Raw genomic sequence first — 18,986 nt, 5'->3', positions numbered from 1 at the left:
GGCGGGCCCCCCGGGCGCTCCCACCCGGTCCCCCCCCCCCCGGGGGGGGGGGGGGGGGTCCGGGGGGGGCGCCCGGCGGCCGCCCGGGGGCCCCCCCCCCCCCCCCGCGACTCGGTCACGACGACGGCAGCGCGGCCTTCCCGCCCGGGTACTGCGGGGGCCGGGCGTAACCGAGCAACCACCCCCAGCGCGGCGACAGGTAGACCTCGGCGGTGCGCAGCGCCGCGTAGTAGAGGAAGCTCACCACTGGCACGACGACGCCGGCCAGCGCGGCCGGGTCGAGGTCGAGACCGTACCGGGCGGCGAGAGCGACGAGCCACCCGACGAGCGCGGGCACGCCGGTGCGGAGCAGGGACACGTACAGGTTCACGGGGCTCCTCTGATAGGTGGGGTTGGAGGTCGGGGTCGGGGTCGGGGTCAGCTCCACAGTCGGCGCCAGGTCTCCGGGCCGGGCAGGCCGTCGGCATTGCCGCCGCTCCACCCCTGGGCGCGCTGGAACGCCGCCACATTGAGCCGGTCGGACTCGCCCCACGAGCGGGACGGCCCGACCCGGTAGGCGCCGCCGAAGCCCCGTCGGACGAGCTGGTGGCCGAGCTGGAGGATCGCGTCGTTCACCCGCCCGGGGCCGAACGCATCCCGGCCGGGGAACGCCGGCACCGACGGCTGCGGGGCGGGCTGGGGCCGGGCGCCGCCGCGCAGCACCTGCCCGACCCGGGCCCGGAAGTCCGCCATGTCGATGCCGTTCGGGTCGATCTTGCCCGGCTGCCACTCCTTGTGTCCGATCACCGACCGCTCGCTCCAGCCATGCGCCCGGCAGACCGCGGCGGCCGCGCGCACCATCGCGTCGACCTGCACGGCCGGCCAGTCCTGGCCGGTACCGGTGTTGATGCACTCGAAGCCGTAGAACCGGGAGTTGCCATCGACGGTCGCCTCGTTGTCGCCGGGCAGCGGCCCCTCCGCGATGACCGCCTGGAGGACGTCGGGGTCCCCGGCGCCGGCGTGGTTGGTCCGGCCGTAGCCGACCAGGTGCACCACGCCGTCGCGGTCGATGACGCCGTGGCAAAGCGGGCCGGGCAGCCCGGCGTAGCCGTCCCGGCAGATCGCCACGGAGGCGTCGGTGCCGGAGGTCGCGGTGTGGTGGATCACGATGCCGTGCACCGGCCCCCACGCACCCTTGGAGTTGCGGTTGTGGGCGCGCCAGTCACCGACTTCGGTGACAGAGAGGCCCTCGCCCCGAAGGGAGTTGAGGAAGCCGTCGGCGCTCAGTGGTGTAGCCATGTGGGTTCGCGTTTCTCCCCCGCGCCCCAGTTGACGTACTGCTGTCCGGCCAGTTGACCGGGGTACTCCATGCGGCCGACCAGGTCTTACGAAGCTGCACCCTTGGCCATCAGCCACAGCTGGGCGGCCGCGACAGCCAGCGGTGCGACGAACGCGCCGACCAGCCAGCGACGTCCAGCGATGGCCTTGGCTTCGGTGTCCTCGCGGGCCTTGCGTTCTGCCGCTAGGTCCCGCTCGACCACCTCGACGCGTTGGGCCATCAACCGCTGGTCAGCCATATACACGTCTTTGGTGACCACCTGTTCGAGTCGGGCCGCAATCGCCTGGATGTCCCCTCGAAGGTCGTCACGCAACCCGGCGATGCCGTCGCGTTGGTCTTCGCGCAGCTGCGACAGGGCCCGCTGGAGTTCCCACAAGGTGGGCTCTGCGGTCGGCGGGACGCTCACGACGGCTCCGAACAGACGTTCCCCGCGCCAGGACTATCGTACGGGCTACTCCATGAACCCCGGAATCTGCTCCCAGAATTGTCGTCCTCCACTCCATCGAGTGAAGACCTGGTCGACTGCCGCAGGCGGGCCGTGATGGAGACGTACGGTCAGCGTCGTGACGACCACCGAGTACCCAGGGCCGCTACCGGGCATCACCGCCCGGGGCTACCGCCTGGCCGGGCTCGGCACCATCCCCCTGGCCCTGCCCCGCCGACGGCGCGTCACCTGTCTCGTAAATGCGGACACGGGGATTTCGGCGTGGGCCGTCACCGGGCCTACCACCACGAGCTTCCACGTCGACATCGATTTGGGCCTTCAACTGGCCCTCAAGATGCGGGACATCCGTCAACTGGAGTCCGTCAAGTCGGTCGTGCGACTCGCAAGGTGGGCCTCACACCTACACCCACGGCTGCTCGACATGATCGCCAATGCGCTAACTGCCGGTGAGCCGCTGACCGATGCCCTGTCCGGTCTCGATGACCAGATGCGTCACATGCTTCTGGCCGCGATCGCCACCGATCCGCCTGAGGTCAGTTCCGGACCCTGGCGGAGCGAGTTCGATCGGCGTCTCGAACGGATCATGTCCGGGCTCGCCCTCGCGGCATACCTCCGCAAGCACCTTGTCGCTGTCGCCGACGAGTCTGCGGAGTCGCCCCCCGAGCCACGTGGCGGACCGGACCTCATGCCTCTGACGATGGCGTGCGGCATCCGGCGACGAACCATCCCCATCATCCCCCGAAGCCTCCATACGGGACCCCGCAAGTGCGGGGCCACCGGCTACCGGCCCGCCGCCTAGCGGCATCCGAAGCCACCCGCACGGGTCTCCAACCCCCTCATATCTAGCACTGCTTCTGGAGAGCCGTTCCCTTGATGGACTTCATCGTCGCGTTGTTCCTCGACATCGTCATCAGCCTGGCCGGGCACGTCGGTGGTGACATCGTCGGCCACGCGATCCTTCCTCACCGAAGAGCTGCTCAGGCGCTGCCCAAGGTGGACCGACGTCCCCGCCCCCGCCGACTGGCTCACCTCCACCGGGTTGCAGCTCGGCATCCCGCCGTGCGCCGAGGCCAGGCGCAGCCCGCACTGGAGACTCAGGTCACGGGGCGCCCGCGCCGCCGACGCGCCGTGAACCGGCATCGCCCGGGCGGACGTCGGGCGTAGCAGATCAGCCGGGCCCGGCACCTATGCGGTGTCGGGCCCGGCTCACCCCCGCGCGACTGATTATCAGACGGCCCTGCCTACGAGGTCTCTCAGTCGACGCATGACCACTGCGTCGACCCGAACGACACCCACCCGCCGAAGCCGGCCGCCGAGGGCCAGACCTCCAGGTTCCCGTTCGGCTGCACGAAGAGAGTGGCGCCCCCGCCGCTGGCCGTGGCCACAGCGAAGACCTCGCCGGCCTTCGGCCGCAGCGTCGGGTCACTGATCGTCGCAACCAGCCCGCCTGCCATCCCTGCGGGCACCGCAAGGAGGCCGCGCACTGACACCATGCCGTCCGGCCTCTTCTTGAACGTGACCGCCTGCCAACTGGACACCTGGGAGCAGCCGTTCTGGAACGTCACTGCCGTCCAGGTTGAGCTGTTCTTGACGATGCCTGCGCCGACGTCGACTCCGCCGCCCTGAAGTCGCAGGCCGGTGCCCGTCTGGAGCAGCACCTCCCCCTGGAGGGCCTTGATGACCAAGCCGTTCTTGTCGAGGTACATCGCGGCGATCTGATCGACGAGTTGGGCCATCCACTGGCTGGGGCTGATGAGGGTCAGCGCCGTCTTGTTGCTTCCGTCGGTCCGCCGGACGCTCATCTGCACGGACGCCTCGGTGGCGGAGTCCGTGCCAGTTCCGGCGGCACCGGTCACCATGGCCTGGCCGGCGAGTCCGCCGGGCCCGCTGACGTCGAGGGTGAAGGTCCCCTTGGGTGCGTAGCCGGTCGTGGGGCCGCCGGAGCTGAGCAGGAGCCTCGGGGTGTGTGAGCCGTCCGTCGCGACCTGCGGCGCGGTGAGGCGGGTGGTGGGCGAGCTGCCGTCCGGCAGCTCGCGGACCTCTCCGGTCAGGCGTGCCGGCGCCTTCTCGGCCGCCGCGCCGGAGTACAGCAGGGCCGACGGGGTGGCACTGCCGTCCGTCGGGTCGACGGGGGCGAGCAGGACGCGGCGCCCGGAGAGGCCGGTGCGGATCGTGCCACCAGTGATCGTGCCGCCGGTGATGGTGACGCCCGTGATGGTCTTGCCGTCGATGGCGTCGGCGGCCAGGGCGGTGGCGGTGACGGCTCCGGCGGCGAGCTGCGCGGCGGTGATGCTGTTGACGGCGATCTTGTCGGCGGTGATCGCGAGGGCCTTGATCTCACGGCCGGTGATCGTGCTCGCGGCGATCTTGCCTGCCGCGACGGAGTCGGCGGCAAGCTGGGCGGCGGTGATCGCCCCTGCGGCGATCTTGGCGGTGGTGATGGAGTTGGCGGAGATCTGCGCTGCGGTGATCGCCCCGGCGGCGAGGTTGACGGTGTTGACGGAACCGGCGGCGAGTTCCGCCGTGGTGATGGCGCCGGTGGCGATCTCGCGGGCGGTGACGGCGTCCGCGGCGATGGCGACGTTCGTCACGGCGTTCGCTGCGATCTTCCCCGCGACGATCGCGGCCTCCCCGATCTTGACGGCGGTCACGGCGGCTGCGGCGAGCGCGTCGGCGTCGATGGCGCCGGCGGCGACCTTCGCCGCGGTGACCGCGTCGTCGGCGAGCTGGAGTTCGCCGACGATCCCGGCCAGGACCTCCTGGGCGACGACCGGCGCGGGCCCGGCGAACGCGGTCCGGGACGGCGCGGAAGCCTTCCCGGATGTGGTGCGGGCTACGAGGACGACCCACACGGGCGTACCGGTGGGGACGGTGGCGATACCGCCCTGCGGAGTGTCGATGGTGGTGACCAGCGTCGCCGCGCTGGGGGTGAACGCGACGGCGGTCGCGGCGTGCACCTCGACTCGGGCCAGGTCGAGTGGGCTGGGCGCGCCGTCGGCGAACGTCCCGTCCCAACCGACGCGGACACCACCGAGGATCGGCGTCGCCGTCGGGACGGCCGGGACGGGCGGGGTCGGCCCGTTGACGACGTTGACGCCGGTGGTGCCGTCGGGCTGCTGCCCGATGACGGCGCGCAGCTGGCCGCCGGAGGTGACGGTCAGCGCGCCATCGTCGATGCTGCTGTGGGAGAGGCGTGACGAGCGGGACACTTCGAGGAGAGCGGCCTCCAGAGCGGCTATCCGCGCGGCGAGGTCGTCCAGGGCGGTGGGCACGGTCAGGCTCCTGTCGTGTAGGCGGGGGCAAGGCGCAGGGTGGCGGCCTCGGGCTGGTCGCCTTCGGCCGGGTGGAGCGTCCAGGCCGTGATGCGGCACCAGCCGTCGAAGGAGCCCCAGCCGCCGTGGGCTGCGATCCGGACGTCGTCCCCGATCTGCCACGAGCCGATCGGCGCGGCGGGATGGTCGGTGACGGTGATCTCTTCGATCTGGGCGGTGCGCTGGCGTCGCGCCCGCTCGGCGCGGGCGAGCTGGGAGAGGGTGTTGGTGTCGGTGATGGACGGCCGGTCGAGGAGGTGTTCCATGCGCAGGCGGCCGTCGCGGACGGCGTCGACGGCGCGGACCTTCGCGGAGCCGTCCCCTGCACCGAGGGCAAGGACGACCTGGGCGTAGTCGTCGGCGCTGCTGACGATCGCCGTGTCTTCGGTAATGTTGACGCCGGACGCGAACATCAGGTCCTCGCGGCGGGTCCCCAGGCGGGGCCAGCCGACGGTGATCCGCCGGCCGGGCCGTTCCCCTTCCCAGGCAACGCTCTCCGTCCACTCCGGGCCACCGTCCAGCGCGGTGGCGTCGCGGATCACCCCGGACAGCGGCGGGAACTCCCACTCCTTGGTGGCGTAGGGCTGCTCGGGGGTGCCGAGGCGGGCGGGGCAGCCGTCGGGCGGCAGGTCCACGCGCACTCCGAGATCGCCGTCGGGCTGCTCCTGGAGGTACGCCCAGGCGTCGGCGATGACCTGGCACGGGTCGGTTCCGGGGTAGGGGCCGCGGCCACCGAGGTTGCCGTGCAGGTCGCGGCGCTTGCCGGTGTAGGAGCCGAACCCGGATGCTTCGAGGGGCAGTTCGGGGCCTTCCGGCTTGGCCTGCCAGATCAGGCCGCCCCAGGTGAGCTGCTGGTCGCGCTCCGCCCACAGCAGCACGGTGCCGGCGTCGGCCTGGCTCGGCGCGAGGTGCGCGAACCTGGGGGTGAGAAGGCCGCGCATCGACCCGGGCCCGTTGAGTTCCGGGCCGAAGCTGACACCGGACAGCGGCAGGTCGCGGGCCAGGACCTCCCCCGTGAGGGCGTGCGTCGTGAAGTACCGGTAGACCGGCGCGGCCATCAGTAGACGCCCTCGACGAAGTCCACGTCCGTGACCATCGTGGTGTTGCCGTTGACGTCGATGTTGCCGGGCGAGGTGTTGTAGCGGCCAGCCTGGACGGTGAGGGTCTGCACGGTGCCGCGCTGCTCGGGCTTCCACCCGAATGTGTCGATCATGGTGATGTCGCCGCGGCTGAAGGTGGTGATGCCGTCGGTGTCCATCTGCGCTTCGTTGCCGATGACACCGGCGATGACCTGCCGGAACCCGATGAACACCTCGCCGCTGAATCGCAGGCCGTGCAGGGACGTGACGACGCTCGCCGACGTCGCCCAGATCGGCACGTCGAACGACACGTTCGCTCCGGTCGGCCAGGTGCTCTGCCAGACGCCGACCTGGCTGCCGATCGGCGAGTAGGGGAATCCGCCGATGACCCGCACCCGACGCTCGCGGCGCGGGTTGGCCAGCTGCCGTAGGTCGGTGACCATCGCGTCGGTGACGGTGGCGCAGTTCGGCGGGAGGGTGATGCGTGCCAGCGGGATCGCGGTCATGCCGGGCGGCGGCGCCGTCGCGTTCGCGGAGACGCCCGGCAGGACGTGGAAGTAGCCGATGTCCTCCGTCGCCGGGTTCCGGTTGCCCTCGTACTCGGGGTCCTCGACTCGCAGGCACAGGAGGTCGCTTCGGCCGGTGCCGCCGGTCGGGGCGATTGGCACGATGTGGTCGCCCGCGTTGTACTGCGTGTACGAGCCCTGCCCGAACACGCTGCCGCGCACGATCGCGGAGCCGTTGCCGACGCGCACTGCGGCGCCCGGGGTGGCGGTGGAACGGACCCGCAGGTCACCGCCTTCGGTGATGCCCTGGGAGCCGCGCGACAGGTCTCGGATCATCATGCGCAGCGCGCGGGCCGGGTGGGTGCCGCCGGTGACCATCAGGGGCGGCTGGATCAGCGTCATCGTGGTGAGTCTTCCGTGTGGGGTTAGAGGGAGGAGTACGCGTCGCGCCAGGTGAGGGCGAGGCGGGAGCTGCCGGTGGCGTCCTGGGCGGTCCAGCGGACTTCGGAGCGGCCCGGTGGGATGCGGAAGGCGTCGAAGCGGGAGGCGCGGCTGAGGGTCGTGGCGGCGGATCCCAGTCCGTTGCGGGTCACGGTGCGGGCGCCGGGCCGGGTCTCGACGTCGAGGGTTTCGCCGTCGCCGAGCGCGACCGCGAACTCCAGGACGGCGTCCGGCATGCCGGTGATCCACACCCGGGGGTTGATCACCGGTCCGGTGATGCGGATCGTCGGCCACGCCGGCCGGTTGCCGCCGTTGACGGCCCAGCCGGGCCGGGCCTTCGGGTCGGCGGTGCCGGTGGTGATCGGCGCGCGCAGCGGGGCGGTGAAGCCCTGCGCGCGCTGGGCGGACACGTCGAGTGGCAGGGTCAGGCCGGAGGGGGTGTCGGCGTACCACACAGGGTCCAGCCCCGCGAAGTTGATCCGAATGGGGATCCACCCGAACGCGGCTCGGGCGAGAGTGGTCGCCTCGACACCGATGAGCCGCCCGTACTGGCAGCGGGTCGCCTGGCCGGGCCTGCGGATGCGCAGCGCATCGGTGGCGCCGGGGGTGAGCCGCACGTCCGTGTCGGCGGCGTTCTCCAGCAGGGCGAGCTGGTCGAAGGCGGCGCCCGGGTTGCCGGGTGTGCGGATGCCGGCGTCGATGCGCAGGGCGCGCGGGGACAGGGTGTCGCGGCCGGGGTAGGAGCCGTCCTCTGCGGGGATCGGCCGGTCGCCGGTCCGCTTGTCGGGGGTGCCGATGCCTTCGATGTCCTCGATCAGCACGTTGGTGCCGTGCCCGATCAGGATTCCGGCGACGTCGATCTGCCAGTCCGCGAGGGAGGTCAGGGTGGTGGCCATCAGACCCGACCTCCGCGCTGGATGCGCCGCAGGCGGCTCATCACGGCGTCGGCGACCTGCTCGCCGGTCACGCTCGCGCCGGTGACGGTGATCGACATCGAGCCGACCAGCGGTGCCTGGCCGCTGTCGCGGACGACCACGGTCGTGGCGGCCGTCCGGGCGGGCACCAGCTTCACCGTGGCGGGCCTGGTCGGTGGTGCTGGCCGGGCGGAGACGATCCCGCCGTCGGCGAAGTGCTTGCCGGTGTTGCCGTACAGGACGGTGCCGCCGAAGCGGCGGGCCGTCTCCTCCAGGATCGTCTTGGAGCGGGCGCGCTTGGACGGGGCGAGGGGGATGTAGGACTCGCCCAGCGTCTCCGGCTCCGCCATGACCCGCCAGGTGCCGGCGGGGACGATCTCGGCGATGTGGTTCTCCGGGCCGCGCGGCGCCCGGAGGCCCCCGTTGGCGTAGAACTCGACGATGCCGCCGTTGGCTTTCTTGGCGGCAAACGGGGAGTCCCACGCGCCGCCGTTGTAGTTCGCGGCGCCCTGAGGGGTCAGCACCACCGGGATGTCGATCCGGTTCGGGGCGTTGACGTTCACGGTGATCGTCTTCTGGCCGGGAATGTTCTTCACCGACGCGCCGATCTCGTTCAGCTGCGCCTCGACGGCCTTCATGTCGCCGGACATGAGGGCCCTGGTCAGGGCCGCTGCCGCTTCGGAGCCCTTGGTCTGGGAGACCTGGGCGATCAACGTCAGCATGGCCGTCCACTGGTCCTTCGACGTGAGACCGGCCTGCTTGAACGCTTCGACGATGTTGTTCAGGTCCGGCGGGTCCATGGGCGGGGACGCGCCCCACAGGGCCTTGAGCTGCGTCATCGCCTTGTCGACGTCGCCGGCGAGGAGGGCCTGCGCGAGGGCGTTCGCGGCGTCCAGGCCGCGCTCGGTCGCCAGCTGGTTGATCAGGTCCAGGCCGTTGCCGAGGTCACGGCGCGCGGTGTCGCTGGCAGCGGTCACCGCGGTGGACATGTCGGTGATCGCCATCTGCTGCATGATCCGGCCGAACGACCCAACGTCGTCGGTCTCGGCGGCGGTCGCCCACGCGCGGGCCGTGTCGGCCCCGTATTTCGCGGCGATCAGCGGGACCTGTTCCAGGCCGACCCGGTACGCGTAGGTGGAGCGGCTGGTGCCCTCCTCGATGACAGTGGTCAGCTCGTCCGCGACCTGGGTGTTCCCGGCCTTGATCCGCTTCACGAGTTCGTCGAGCATCCCGGCGGAGCTGACGCCGAGCTGCGCGAAGTGGTCGACCAGCTCGGTGTGCCCCGACACCGCGAGCTCGGACAGGTTGTGCTGGAAGTTGCGCTGCGCGTCCAACTGGCGGCGCAGCTCGCCCATGTAGTCGTCCAGTCCGGCCTTGGTCACCTTCGTGAGGTCGGTGAGCTGGTCGGCGGCGCCCTTCTTCCCGGCCTTGAGGTTGGCCACGAGGTCGTGGGCCATGCTGGCGGAGGCGTCGCCGAGCTTGGCGAAGTGGTCGGCCAGCGGGGCGTAGCCGCGCGCGGTGAGGTCGTCCAGGTCGGTCTGGAACTGGCGGGCGGCCTTGCCCTGTTCGGTGAGCTTGTCGATGTACCCGCTGATGGACAGCTTGGAGACGTCGATCTGGGCGGCGCCGGCGCGGCTGGACGCGGCGATGTTGTCCTGTGCGGCCTTCCACGCCTCGGCGGGCTGGACGATGTCCGCCATGGCCTTGCCCAGGGCTTTCATCTCGTCCGAGTACTTCGGGTTGCCGTTCTTGTCGGTCGGCAGCGTCAAGTCCGGCGTCCACGCGGCGATGTTGGCCTGTACCGAGCCCTTGACCTTCGCGGTGACGATGTCCATCGTTGCGGCGTTTTCCGCGTCGGCCTTGATCGCGTCGTCCCACGTCTTGCGGCGCTGGGACAGGATCTGCTTCGCCTTGTCGAAGTCCGTGTTGTAGGCCATTAGGTCCGGGTCCCACGAGGCGGCCTTGCCCAGGTCCAGCTTCTCGTTGAGCTTGGCGAGCTTTTCGCCGCCGTCCATCAGGCCGTCGATGACCTCGGTCATCTCCAGGCCGGCGGCCTTCAGCTTCTTCATGTCGTCGCTGTTGGACAGCGATTCGGCGAGGGCCCGCATCCCCGCGCCGACGTCGTGCTGCTCACGCTCGGCGCGCAGCGCCGCGGTGAGGTCGTCGGTGACGGCCTTCGCCTTCTGCTTGCTGGCGGAGTACGCGGCGTAGCCGATCACGCCGATGGCGAGGATGCCCGTCAGGCCGGACACGGCGAGGCTGGTGCCGCGCAGCAGCGCGGGCAGCACGGCCCCGCCGGCCTGTGCTTCCGCGACGGCGGAACGGAACGCGATCAGCTGGGAGGAGAGTTGGGCAATGCCGGCGCGGGTGACGAGGGCGACCGCACCGAGGGCGACGAGCACGCCGATGCTCGACTTCACGCCGGGCGGGAGGTCGTTGAAGGCGTTGGCGACCACGCTCGCGTCGTTCGCGAGTTCCTGGAGGACGGGCAGCAGGATGCGCGCCACGTCCATGCCTGCGGCGGCGGCGCGGTTCTTGAACAGGTCGAACTGGCCGCCCACCGTGTTCATCTGGATCGCGTACGCCTTCTGAGTGGCGTCGGCGCGCTCCACCGCCGAGGTGATGGCCTGGTAGGTGTCGGCGTAGTTCTTGCCGTCCGCAGCGGCCAGAGACAGAGCGGCCCTGGTTGCGCGGATGTCCTTGAACAGGTTGACCGTTGCTTCCGCCTGGCCGTGCGTCGCCTCGTTGATCTTGCCCATGACGACGAACAGGCCGTCCTGCTGGACTGCGCTGGACGCGGACTCGTATCCGAGGTCGTGGATGAGTCCAGCGAGGTCCTTCGTCGGCTTCATCAACCGGGTCATGAGCATGTTGAGACTGGTGGCGGACTCGGCTGCGGGAATGCCGGACAGGGTGATCGCCGCAAGCGCGGCCGACAAGTCCTCGAACTTGACGCCCGCAGCAGCAGCCATCGGGACAACGTCGCCGAGCTGCTGCGCCAGCTCCTCGAACGAAATGACACCCTTATTGACGGTTTGGAACATAATGTCCATGACGTCGGCCGCCTTGCTGGCAGGCATGCCGTACGCCTTCAGGACACCGAGCAGCGCCGTCGCGGCGGTCTCGGTGGTCGTCAGGCCGGCGGAAGCGCCCTTCGCGGACACCTCCAGAATCTCCATGGCCTGCGCGCCGTCGAACCCCGTCGACACGACCTGATACAGACCCTGCGCCAACTGGCCTGCCGTCTGAGGCAGTTCGGTCGACAGTCGGACGATCTCGTTGGTGAACGCGGCGACGTTCTTCCCGTTGATCTCCTGGGAGATCGTCAGGACGTTGGCCATCTCCCGCTCAAGGGAGATCGCCCCGGCGAGACCGGCAGCGAGGATCGCACCCAGGAGCACACCGCCCTTGACCAGACCGGACACGCGTGCGGCGGTCGCGGCCTGCGCGGCGGCGGCGGCCTCGGTCTGGGCCCGGCCGAGTTCGATCGCCGCTGCGCCGGCACGACGGGCGGCCTGCTCCTCCGTGGTCGCCAGCGAGGCGCGGGCCGCACTCGCTGTCGCCGCTGCCTGCGCGGCCCCGGCACTGGTGCGTTCCGCCAGAGCGGCGGCCCGCCCTGCGGCTTCCTGCGCGGCGGCGGCACGCGCGGCCTGCACGACCTGGGCCTCACCGGCCCGAGTGGCGGACTCCGCCGCAGCGGCAGCGGTGCGCTGCGCGGCGACCGCCCCGGCGCCGGTGGTGGCCTGCGCCCGGGCGGCCATCGTCTGCGCGACTTCCTGCGCCCGCGCCGCGCGGGTCGTCGCCTCGATCGCGGCCGTCTGCTCGGCCTGCGCCCGGGCGGCGGACTGCGCGGCGACGACCTGCGCCCGGCCCGCCCGCTCCGCCGTAGCGGCCTGGGCCTGCTGCGCGGCGGCGGACCGCTCCACCGCCGCGCGAACCGCCTGCTGGGAGGCGGTGACCTGCTCGGCCGCTGCCAGCTGGGCGCGGCCGAGCCGCACCGCGGCCGCCTCCACCCGCTCCAGCTCCGCACGAGTTGACGACAACTGGCCGTCGAAGGCGCGTAGTTGCTGCGCGCCGCCGCGAAGTCCAGTCGTCAGACCGGCCAGCCCCGCCTGGAGCTGGACGTACAGGGTGTAGGCGCCCGCCACCGGGCTACTCCTTATCTGGGCTGCGCCTGCAGCCCGATCCGCACCCCGCGCCCTTCGGCCCCGTCCGGGACCTGTTCCTGCTCCATCTCGATCAGCTCGCAGCCCGAACAACGGTGCGTCTGTGTGACGTACGCGTGCCGGTCACCGCCCCTGTCCGGGTCCCATTCCTGCGGGCGGGTGCCGCACCCCGGGCACACATCCCGCTGGTACGAGGCCCACGCCACGGCCTTCTCACGGTCCAGCGCCGTCCACCGGCCGGCCGCAGCTCCCATCAGCTGCGAGTGCGGGATGCGGTACGTCTCGCACAGCTCCATCTCCGCCCGGAAGGCCGGCTCGGACCTCAGCCTTTTCCCAGGTCGGCCCTGGTGTGCTGGTTGACGAGCATCGCGCCGGTGAACAGCACCTTGGCGTCCGCGTCGGACCACTCGTCCAGCAGGGTCTGCGCGTCGGCGGCTGTCATGCCCTCGACCTCGGCGCCGCTCTCGTCCCGCTCGACGTGGCTGGCGGCGATCAGCGCGGCCGGGAAGGACTCGACGTCGTAGTCCATGCCCTTGTCGGCCTGCTCCTCGGTCGGGGTGTGCTCGCGCAGCAGCGCCTCCCAAGCGGGCCGGGGCAGTGCCCGGAACGTCAGCCGGACCGTGGCGTCCGCAAGGTTCTGCTCGGCGGTGGCGAGGAACGAGCGGGCGATGACGACCTGCGGGTGGGCCTCCACGTATGCGCCGGTCTGGCCGCTCTCAACACCTTTGGCGTCGGCGGCGGTTCGGGCCTCGGCGAGGGCCTTGGCGAGCTTCAGCTGCGCGTCGGTGACGGCGAGCTTCGCCGTGTCGTCGTCGCAGATCTGCACGGTCCGCTCCGGCAGTCGACGGCTCTTGAGCCGTGCCATCTTGGCTCGCCAGTGCGCGTCTACCGCGACCGCTGCCGCCGGCGGCTCGATGATGCTGGTAGTCATCGCCCGCCCCTCAGCCTGCTGCGGCGGCCGGAACCGGCGCGTCCAGGGTCGGCAGGTCGCTGATGGAGAAGCTGACCTTGAACTTCGCGGGTTCGGTGCCGGTCGAATACGACGGAGCGCGGCTGCCGACACGAACCGGGAAGATGTCGAGGGACTTGGACTGCGGGATGTCGCCCTTGCGGAGAATGCAGATGTAGCCGGCCGTGCCCTTCGACAGCAGGGTCTCGACGGTGTCGGCCGCCAGGTCCTCGTAGAACGTCAGGCTGGAGGACGCGGCCTTGTCCTCACCCGGGATGCTCGTGGCGAACTGGCTGCCCAGGTCCGGCGTCTCGATCGGGGAGTTTTCGAGGCTCCATCCCTCGATGTCCGAGACCGGCTTCGACAGATCCGTCGCCCCCGGGGCGGTCAGCTCGACCCGCGTCGGGATGTTGGTGGCGGCGGCGATCGTCTTGAGGAAGAGGATCTTCGTGATGCCGCGGCGCATGAACCGCTGCTGCGTGGAAGCCACGCGACTCTCATTTCCGGGGAGCACCAGGTACCCGGGAGCGGGGAAGCCGCCGGAGACCCGACCTCCCCTGACGGCCACCCACGAGAGGGGGTGGTCGGGGAGTCAGCCCGTGCCGGCGGCCGGGCGTCCGTGCTGGGTCTCCACGGTGAGTCTGCGCAACCCCGAAGGGTCGGCGGTGCGGTCAGCTGTCAGGTGTCGTCACGTGCAGCACGACCCGCGAGATGTAACTGTATACGCCGTTCGAGACAGTGGGTCCGTCCTCCTTGTCGATCTCCCGGCCGATCACGGTGTGCCCGGCAGCGACGATCGCCGTCGCGAAGTCGCCCCTCGTGGTCTTCGCGAACACCGCGATCCGCACCTTGTCGGCCATCCACTCGGCCTGCTCGGCGGTCGTCCCGATGGAGCTGATCTGGTACACCATCCGGCCATCCGCCTGGCTGTCGCCGAACGGCGGCCCGCTGCTGGTGCCACCGAGCGGGTACAGCACGGTGTAGGGCACCGTGTTGCCCGTCGGCTTGTCAGCCACAGCCGGCGCGGCCCCGTAGCCGCAGCTTCGTCCCGTCGCCCCGCTGAGCGCGGCCTGCACCGCCAGCGACACGACCCTTCCCTGAACCGTCACTACTCGTCCTCCTCGTCTTCGGTGTTCCGGGCGGCATCGTCGATCCGGCACGCGGTGATCTGACCCGCCAGGTCCAGGTCGGCATAGCGGAGCAGCCCGGCCCGGTCCCACATCGGCATGTCCGTCGGCGACGCCTCCACGTACAGGCCAAGCTCTCCGCTCTCCACGTCCACGACCTCCAACACCAGCACTGCCCTGGACAGCAGCCCGGCGCCGTGGGCGCGCAGCACATCGGCGACCGCTTGGTGCACGTCGTCGGCCAGCTGGCTCACCGCACGATCCTCTCCGCGAGTTGGCCGAGCGCCGCGGTGAAGCCCGGTGCGAGCCGGTCCACGGACGGGCCGACGTGCGGCAGCGGCGGCTGGTGGTAGATCCGGCCGAGGGAGTCCGCCCCGGTGAAGCCGTACTCCAGCCGCGCGGCTTGCGGCTTGTTGGTGCCGACGGTCGCTTCGACCCCGCTACCGGTGACCCGCACCTCTGTGGTCCACGACCTGCGGTAGTCGCCCGTCGGGGCGTTCGGGCCGGGCCGGCCGGACGCGGCGGCCTTGATCGCGGTCTCCAGCAGCATCGCGTGGTGGGTCACCACTGCGGTGGCGGCGGGGAGCAGCGCCTCAGCCTGCGCTTCGAGGCGGGCGGCGAGCACGGCGGCGTTGCTGCTCACCGACGGCATCAGCCCGTCACCTCGACCGAGTCGGCGGGCTGCCGCTTGCCCAACGCCCACTCGGCGAGCTGGGTGAGCAGAGCCCGGGTGAACTCGTGCGGGCCGCCGTCGAGGAGGTCGTGCCGGGCCAGGACAGCCCGTTCGACCTCGCCACCGTCGAGCGCGGCCAGGAACTGCGCGGCGGCCGGGCCCGGGTCCGGATCCTCGCCGACCAGGACGCGCGCCGCACCGTCCCAGTCGGCGCCAGCGGTGGGCTTGAGCAGCAGCAGCACCTCGGGGGGCTGTCCGGCGGCATGCCGCAGCTGGTACTCGCGGACCTGGTCGGAGACGTCGCGGCCATTGAGCTCCAGGACGGCGGTCGGGCCGCTCGCCTGGATGCGGACGCGCTGAAGCTCGGGAGGTATGGGGGTGGGGGTCATGATCCCGAGCGTAGGAGCCGTGACGGACACTTCGCGCCGAAAGGCAGGGTGACGCGAAGGGACCGTCCGGATGCGGGGCGGCCGTTCCACGCTCCCCAGGGCGGTCCGAACACCGCCCTATGCAGTCAGGTGCGATCAGGTGAAGGCGATCCCCACGAGGAGTGCAGAGGGTCCAGAGCTGTCGGGTAGTTGTGGGGGCCCCTTCATCCCCCCACCTATTGACCCAGAAACACTCTATGTATTGAACTGCGATTTGGTGAAGTCGATCCCCACAACAAGCTTCAGAAAGCTGGGGCCAGGCGCTCGCGAACACCCGCCAGTGCCATTATTTCTGATAGCCTCAGCGCGCAGCTTGATCACCTCGGGCCGCAACCTTCTCTGCACAGGGAGGAGGTGAAGGGTTTGGACACCGGCGACGATTCGAATGAGAGTCCGCCGGTGTGGACATGGCTTAAGCGAACGGCCGAGGCTCTGACGACCATCGTCTGCCTCGGGCAGGTCGTTGAGGTTGCGCAGGCCTGTATCCGCGCGCTCAGCAACTAGCTGCCAGCCACCGAGAGAGCCCGGGCGTTACAGCGCCCGGGCTCCGATCCACACCCGTCGGGCACCCGGCCGCCGTAGGCTCATCGCCAGCGGCCGAGTGCCCCTCTCATGTGCGCGGACCTTGCCCCTTGCGGGACAGATAGAAGGCTACCACTTTCCCTTGTCGTTTTCTCCCCTTTGGCACTAACAATAGCGCCTAATCCAGCTCTCTTTTGGCCTAGCGACCCGACGGCGGTTAGACCAAAAGAGAGGATAGTGAGATCGACAAGAATCCTATTGATACTAAAGCGACAAGACCCCAACCAGCAGCGATACGCATTCGTCTTTTTGCATCGACTTCCCAGCGCACGCAGAAAATCCCCTGAATTGCGGCGACGGGCTCCGGCGTTCGGAAGGCCCCGGTTCACCAGCAGCACCCCTACGGGGTTACCACTTCGTCGAGTCGGGTGATCCGGGCGACGGCCACTGTGCTGGCCTCGCCCGGGTCGAGGGCCTGCCAGGTCCTGCCGACGGTGCCGGCGGTCGGGGACTTCGCGGCGGCGATGGTCACGAGGTCGCCGCGCTGCGGGAGCGGCGCGGAGAGCGGGGTGACGAGCCCGTACCAGGACGCGGTGTCCTCCAGCCAGCGGCCCCCGACGAGATGTTCCACAGCGGCGAGGCCATGCGCGGACAACACCGCGCCGCTCCCCTCCCACACGGTACTGGTGGGTGTCGGGCCGACCAGGCCAGTGTCAGGGTCAAGTACGGGCGTGCCGGTCGGACGGGCGAGCCGCACCTGGTCGACCATCACGTTCGCCTCCAGAACCTGCCGGACGGCTTCAAGGTCCGCAGGCTGCTCGGGGATGGTGGTCACGCCGCGCCTCCCGTCTTGCTGATCCGCATCCACGTCGTGCGGAGCACCGAGTGAGTACCGCTCTCCCCCGGATCGAGGACCGTGAAGACCCGGCCGACGGCCGCACTGTCGCGGCTGGCCACGATCGTCACCTCCGCGCCCTCCGGGGCAACCGGCGCCGACAGCGGCGTGAACGCGAGGTACCGGCCGTCACCGTCATCCTTGTACGGCTGCCCTTCCAGGCGCAGCACCAGGCCAGGACCGCCGGCAGCCCGGTGCGCGCCCGGGCCTTCGTACTGCACCGTGGGCGGCCCGGGAACATACTGGCCGGTTTCGGGATCAAACACCTGCGGGCCGGGCGCACTGATCCGCACCGTCTCGTCGGACAGTAGCGCCCGCTCAATGATGGCAATGACGCCGGATTCGGACGTGGGGGTGCCGGGGGAAGGGAGTGGGGAGGTCATGATCCGAGCCTAAGAACCGCGACCGACACCGGCCGGACCGCAGCCGTGCAGCAGCGCCGGGCACGCGCACCAGCCCCTCAATCCACAGCCTGTGGATAACTGTCCGAAACCCCACTTTGGGACAGTTACCTATGGGGACAGTAACGGCACCCCCAGCCGTCCCCTCCGAACCGCCTCCGCCACCGGCCGCGAGCCCCGGAGCGACGACCCGCACATGCTGTGATGCGGTGCTGGGCACCCAGCCCCACGGGAGCGGCCTGCGTCTCCAACCGGAAGTCGGCCTGTGCTCGCACGTCAGGCCTGGTCTCGGACAACTCCGCGCAGGAAAGGAACGAGCTGACGCCGATGATCGGCACCATCACCTGGAACTGCCCACCGTCAACGGTGGTGATGCCGTAGCCGTATCCCGCGGCGAATTCCTCGTAGTCCGCGCGGTTCAGGCCGAACGTATCGCAGGCCCACGCCGGGATCGCCTGATCGAACCCTGGATGGCAGATCGCCATCCTCTCCAGGTCGAGCAGTACTGCCCCCTATCGTCAGCGAGGGCAGCATTGCCGAGGGGGACGTCACCGGGGCGACCTTTCTGCCGACCGGAGACGCCACCGTCAAAATCGGCACCAGTCCACCACGCCGCTCATAATCACTTCCTCAGCTCCCGCTCGGCTCCGGCTTGATGCTCCAGGGTCGAGCGGATGAGCGCAGCACCAACTGAAGCTCCGGCGTCTCACAGCGGCGCGGCGGAGCCGGCAGGAAGGCGACCTGAAAACAGCCATTTCGGACAGTTTTCTACGGGGACAGTAGTCGGAGCCCTGAGCACCCTCCCCACTGGCGTGCAGTCACCAGCCGACGAGCACCCTGATGACGGTCGAGCCTGTCATCTTGGTGCTCTCCCACGACCACAGTTCGTACTTGTTCTTCGGCTCAGTGACGTCGGAGCGGCACCTACTTCGTGAGCGTGGGGTTCCCGAGAGACACCCATGACTTGGTGCCCTGGCAACTCCCTTCGTAGGTGTACGAGATCGTGAGACGCAACTTGTCCTTGACTGTGAACTTCAGATCCCTCGGCTTCCCCACTTCAACCGATCCGGTCCAGAGCGTCTCGCCGTCCACAGTGATCGTCAGCGAGCCGGAAGTGTCCGATGAGTTGTCGTCCATTCCCGCCGTGAAAGTGAACTCGCTCCAGACGGTGCCGAGGTTGTAGTCAACCGACCCCCGAGGCGGACACTCCCGCGTGGACACCAGCGAATCGGCGTACTCCTTGCCCCTCATAGTGGTGTAGGAGGCACGGAATGACGAACCTCCGATCGCGCTGAGGGTGTTGAGAAGGACTTTCTCCGGGCCGGCTCCGCTCACCGCGGGCACGGAGGGACTCGACTCCCCCGAAGTCACCAGCGTCGCGGACGGCGAGGCCGTGGACGTCCGCGACGCAGAAGCAGCTGGCTCTGCAGAGGCCGATGACGGACTCGTCGAAAAGACCGAGGCAACAATCGGCGATTGCACGGACGGCTGCCTCGCCGGCTTCTCCGAGGTCACCCATACGGTGCCAGCCGTCCCCAACAGCGGAACAACGATGCCGATCACCCACCACGCCCACCTCGGCGGATGGCCAGACCCCGCTTCCGTTCGTCGCGGCTGCTCCCCGCCCTCGACTCCCCCGTCCGACACAGTCCCCCCGCTCCCTTGACTCATTCCTCAACTCCCCCACCTGGCGGCAGTATTAAGAACGATAGCCGGGCACCATGGAGTTCGTCATGACCACAAATGCCACCCTCGTACCTAGCCGCTCCAGTGCCTGTCAGTCAGCCGTCCTATGACCAGGTCGTTCAGGT

18 protein-coding genes are annotated in these 18,986 nt (G+C 70.1%); 1 reads left to right on the top strand and 17 read right to left on the bottom strand.

The annotated features are described in order from the left end of the window. Positions 1–115: 115 nt before the first annotated feature. The 3 genes from ACFUK0_RS10495 to ACFUK0_RS10485 all read right to left on the bottom strand — a co-directional run bounded on the left by ACFUK0_RS10495 (position 116) and on the right by ACFUK0_RS10485 (position 1,724). Positions 116–370 (bottom strand): hypothetical protein, encoded by a 255-nt coding sequence (locus ACFUK0_RS10495; protein WP_380248298.1) that lies wholly within the window; start codon positions 368–370, stop codon positions 116–118. Between the two features lie 47 nt (positions 371–417). After that, a complete protein-coding gene (locus ACFUK0_RS10490; protein WP_380248296.1) occupies positions 418–1,278 on the bottom strand; it encodes a peptidoglycan-binding protein in 861 nt (286 codons plus the stop codon). A gap of 86 nt (positions 1,279–1,364) precedes the next feature. After that, positions 1,365–1,724, bottom strand: coding sequence for a hypothetical protein (locus ACFUK0_RS10485; protein WP_380248294.1), 360 nt, complete (start codon positions 1,722–1,724; stop codon positions 1,365–1,367). A gap of 157 nt (positions 1,725–1,881) precedes the next feature. Here ACFUK0_RS10485 and ACFUK0_RS10480 point away from each other — a divergent pair, with 157 nt between their 5' ends. Then, positions 1,882–2,562, top strand: coding sequence for a hypothetical protein (locus tag ACFUK0_RS10480; RefSeq protein WP_380248292.1), 681 nt, complete (start codon positions 1,882–1,884; stop codon positions 2,560–2,562). A gap of 454 nt (positions 2,563–3,016) precedes the next feature. Here the strand turns inward: ACFUK0_RS10480 and ACFUK0_RS10475 are convergent, their stop codons facing one another. From ACFUK0_RS10475 to ACFUK0_RS10410, 14 genes are all read right to left on the bottom strand, one after another. Beyond that, positions 3,017–5,035, bottom strand: a complete 2,019-nt coding sequence (locus tag ACFUK0_RS10475) for a hypothetical protein (RefSeq protein ID WP_380248290.1) — start codon at positions 5,033–5,035, stop codon at positions 3,017–3,019. 2 nt (positions 5,036–5,037) lie between these two features. Continuing rightward, positions 5,038–6,132 (bottom strand): hypothetical protein, encoded by a 1,095-nt coding sequence (locus ACFUK0_RS10470; protein WP_380248288.1) that lies wholly within the window; start codon positions 6,130–6,132, stop codon positions 5,038–5,040. After that, on the bottom strand, positions 6,132–7,061 hold the full coding sequence (locus tag ACFUK0_RS10465) for a hypothetical protein (RefSeq protein WP_380248286.1): 930 nt from the start codon (positions 7,059–7,061) through the stop codon (positions 6,132–6,134). The genes ACFUK0_RS10470 and ACFUK0_RS10465 overlap by 1 nt, the downstream gene beginning before the upstream one ends. Before the next feature lie 23 nt (positions 7,062–7,084). Then, positions 7,085–7,996, bottom strand: a complete 912-nt coding sequence (locus ACFUK0_RS10460; protein ID WP_380248284.1) for a hypothetical protein — start codon at positions 7,994–7,996, stop codon at positions 7,085–7,087. Then, positions 7,996–12,162 (bottom strand): phage tail tape measure protein, encoded by a 4,167-nt coding sequence (locus ACFUK0_RS10455; RefSeq protein WP_380248282.1) that lies wholly within the window; start codon positions 12,160–12,162, stop codon positions 7,996–7,998. The genes ACFUK0_RS10460 and ACFUK0_RS10455 overlap by 1 nt, the downstream gene beginning before the upstream one ends. A gap of 340 nt (positions 12,163–12,502) precedes the next feature. Continuing rightward, the gene (locus ACFUK0_RS10450; protein WP_380248280.1) at positions 12,503–13,111 is read right to left on the bottom strand and encodes a hypothetical protein; all 609 of its coding nucleotides are present in this window, start codon (positions 13,109–13,111) and stop codon (positions 12,503–12,505) included. 10 nt (positions 13,112–13,121) lie between these two features. Next, positions 13,122–13,619, bottom strand: a complete 498-nt coding sequence (locus ACFUK0_RS10445) for a hypothetical protein (RefSeq protein ID WP_380248278.1) — start codon at positions 13,617–13,619, stop codon at positions 13,122–13,124. Positions 13,620–13,800: 181 nt separating this feature from the next. Next, entirely contained in the window at positions 13,801–14,238 is a 438-nt protein-coding gene (locus tag ACFUK0_RS10440; RefSeq protein WP_380248276.1) for a hypothetical protein, read from the bottom strand. Further along, complete coding sequence (locus ACFUK0_RS10435; RefSeq protein WP_380248275.1) at positions 14,238–14,510, bottom strand: hypothetical protein; 273 nt, start codon at positions 14,508–14,510, stop codon at positions 14,238–14,240. Before ACFUK0_RS10435 ends, ACFUK0_RS10440 begins: the two co-directional genes overlap by 1 nt. Then, positions 14,507–14,899, bottom strand: a complete 393-nt coding sequence (locus tag ACFUK0_RS10430) for an HK97 gp10 family phage protein (RefSeq protein ID WP_380248273.1) — start codon at positions 14,897–14,899, stop codon at positions 14,507–14,509. Before ACFUK0_RS10430 ends, ACFUK0_RS10435 begins: the two co-directional genes overlap by 4 nt. Positions 14,900–14,907: 8 nt before the next feature. Beyond that, entirely contained in the window at positions 14,908–15,318 is a 411-nt protein-coding gene (locus ACFUK0_RS10425) for a hypothetical protein (protein WP_380248271.1), read from the bottom strand. Positions 15,319–16,279: 961 nt separating this feature from the next. After that, positions 16,280–16,714 carry a DUF6093 family protein gene (locus tag ACFUK0_RS10420; RefSeq protein ID WP_380248269.1) on the bottom strand — a complete coding sequence of 145 codons (435 nt, stop codon included), beginning with the start codon at positions 16,712–16,714 and terminating at the stop codon, positions 16,280–16,282. Then, on the bottom strand, positions 16,711–17,157 hold the full coding sequence (locus tag ACFUK0_RS10415) for a DUF6093 family protein (protein WP_380248267.1): 447 nt from the start codon (positions 17,155–17,157) through the stop codon (positions 16,711–16,713). The genes ACFUK0_RS10420 and ACFUK0_RS10415 overlap by 4 nt, the downstream gene beginning before the upstream one ends. 942 nt (positions 17,158–18,099) lie before the next feature. After that, a complete protein-coding gene (locus ACFUK0_RS10410; protein ID WP_380248265.1) occupies positions 18,100–18,738 on the bottom strand; it encodes an NPCBM/NEW2 domain-containing protein in 639 nt (212 codons plus the stop codon). Between the last annotated feature and the right edge of the window lie 248 nt (positions 18,739–18,986).

Origin of the sequence: Kitasatospora sp. NPDC057223 (assembly GCF_042669755.1) — a bacterium.
GTDB lineage: Bacteria > Actinomycetota > Actinomycetes > Streptomycetales > Streptomycetaceae > Kitasatospora.
This window is presented reverse-complemented; position numbering and strand designations above follow the sequence as displayed.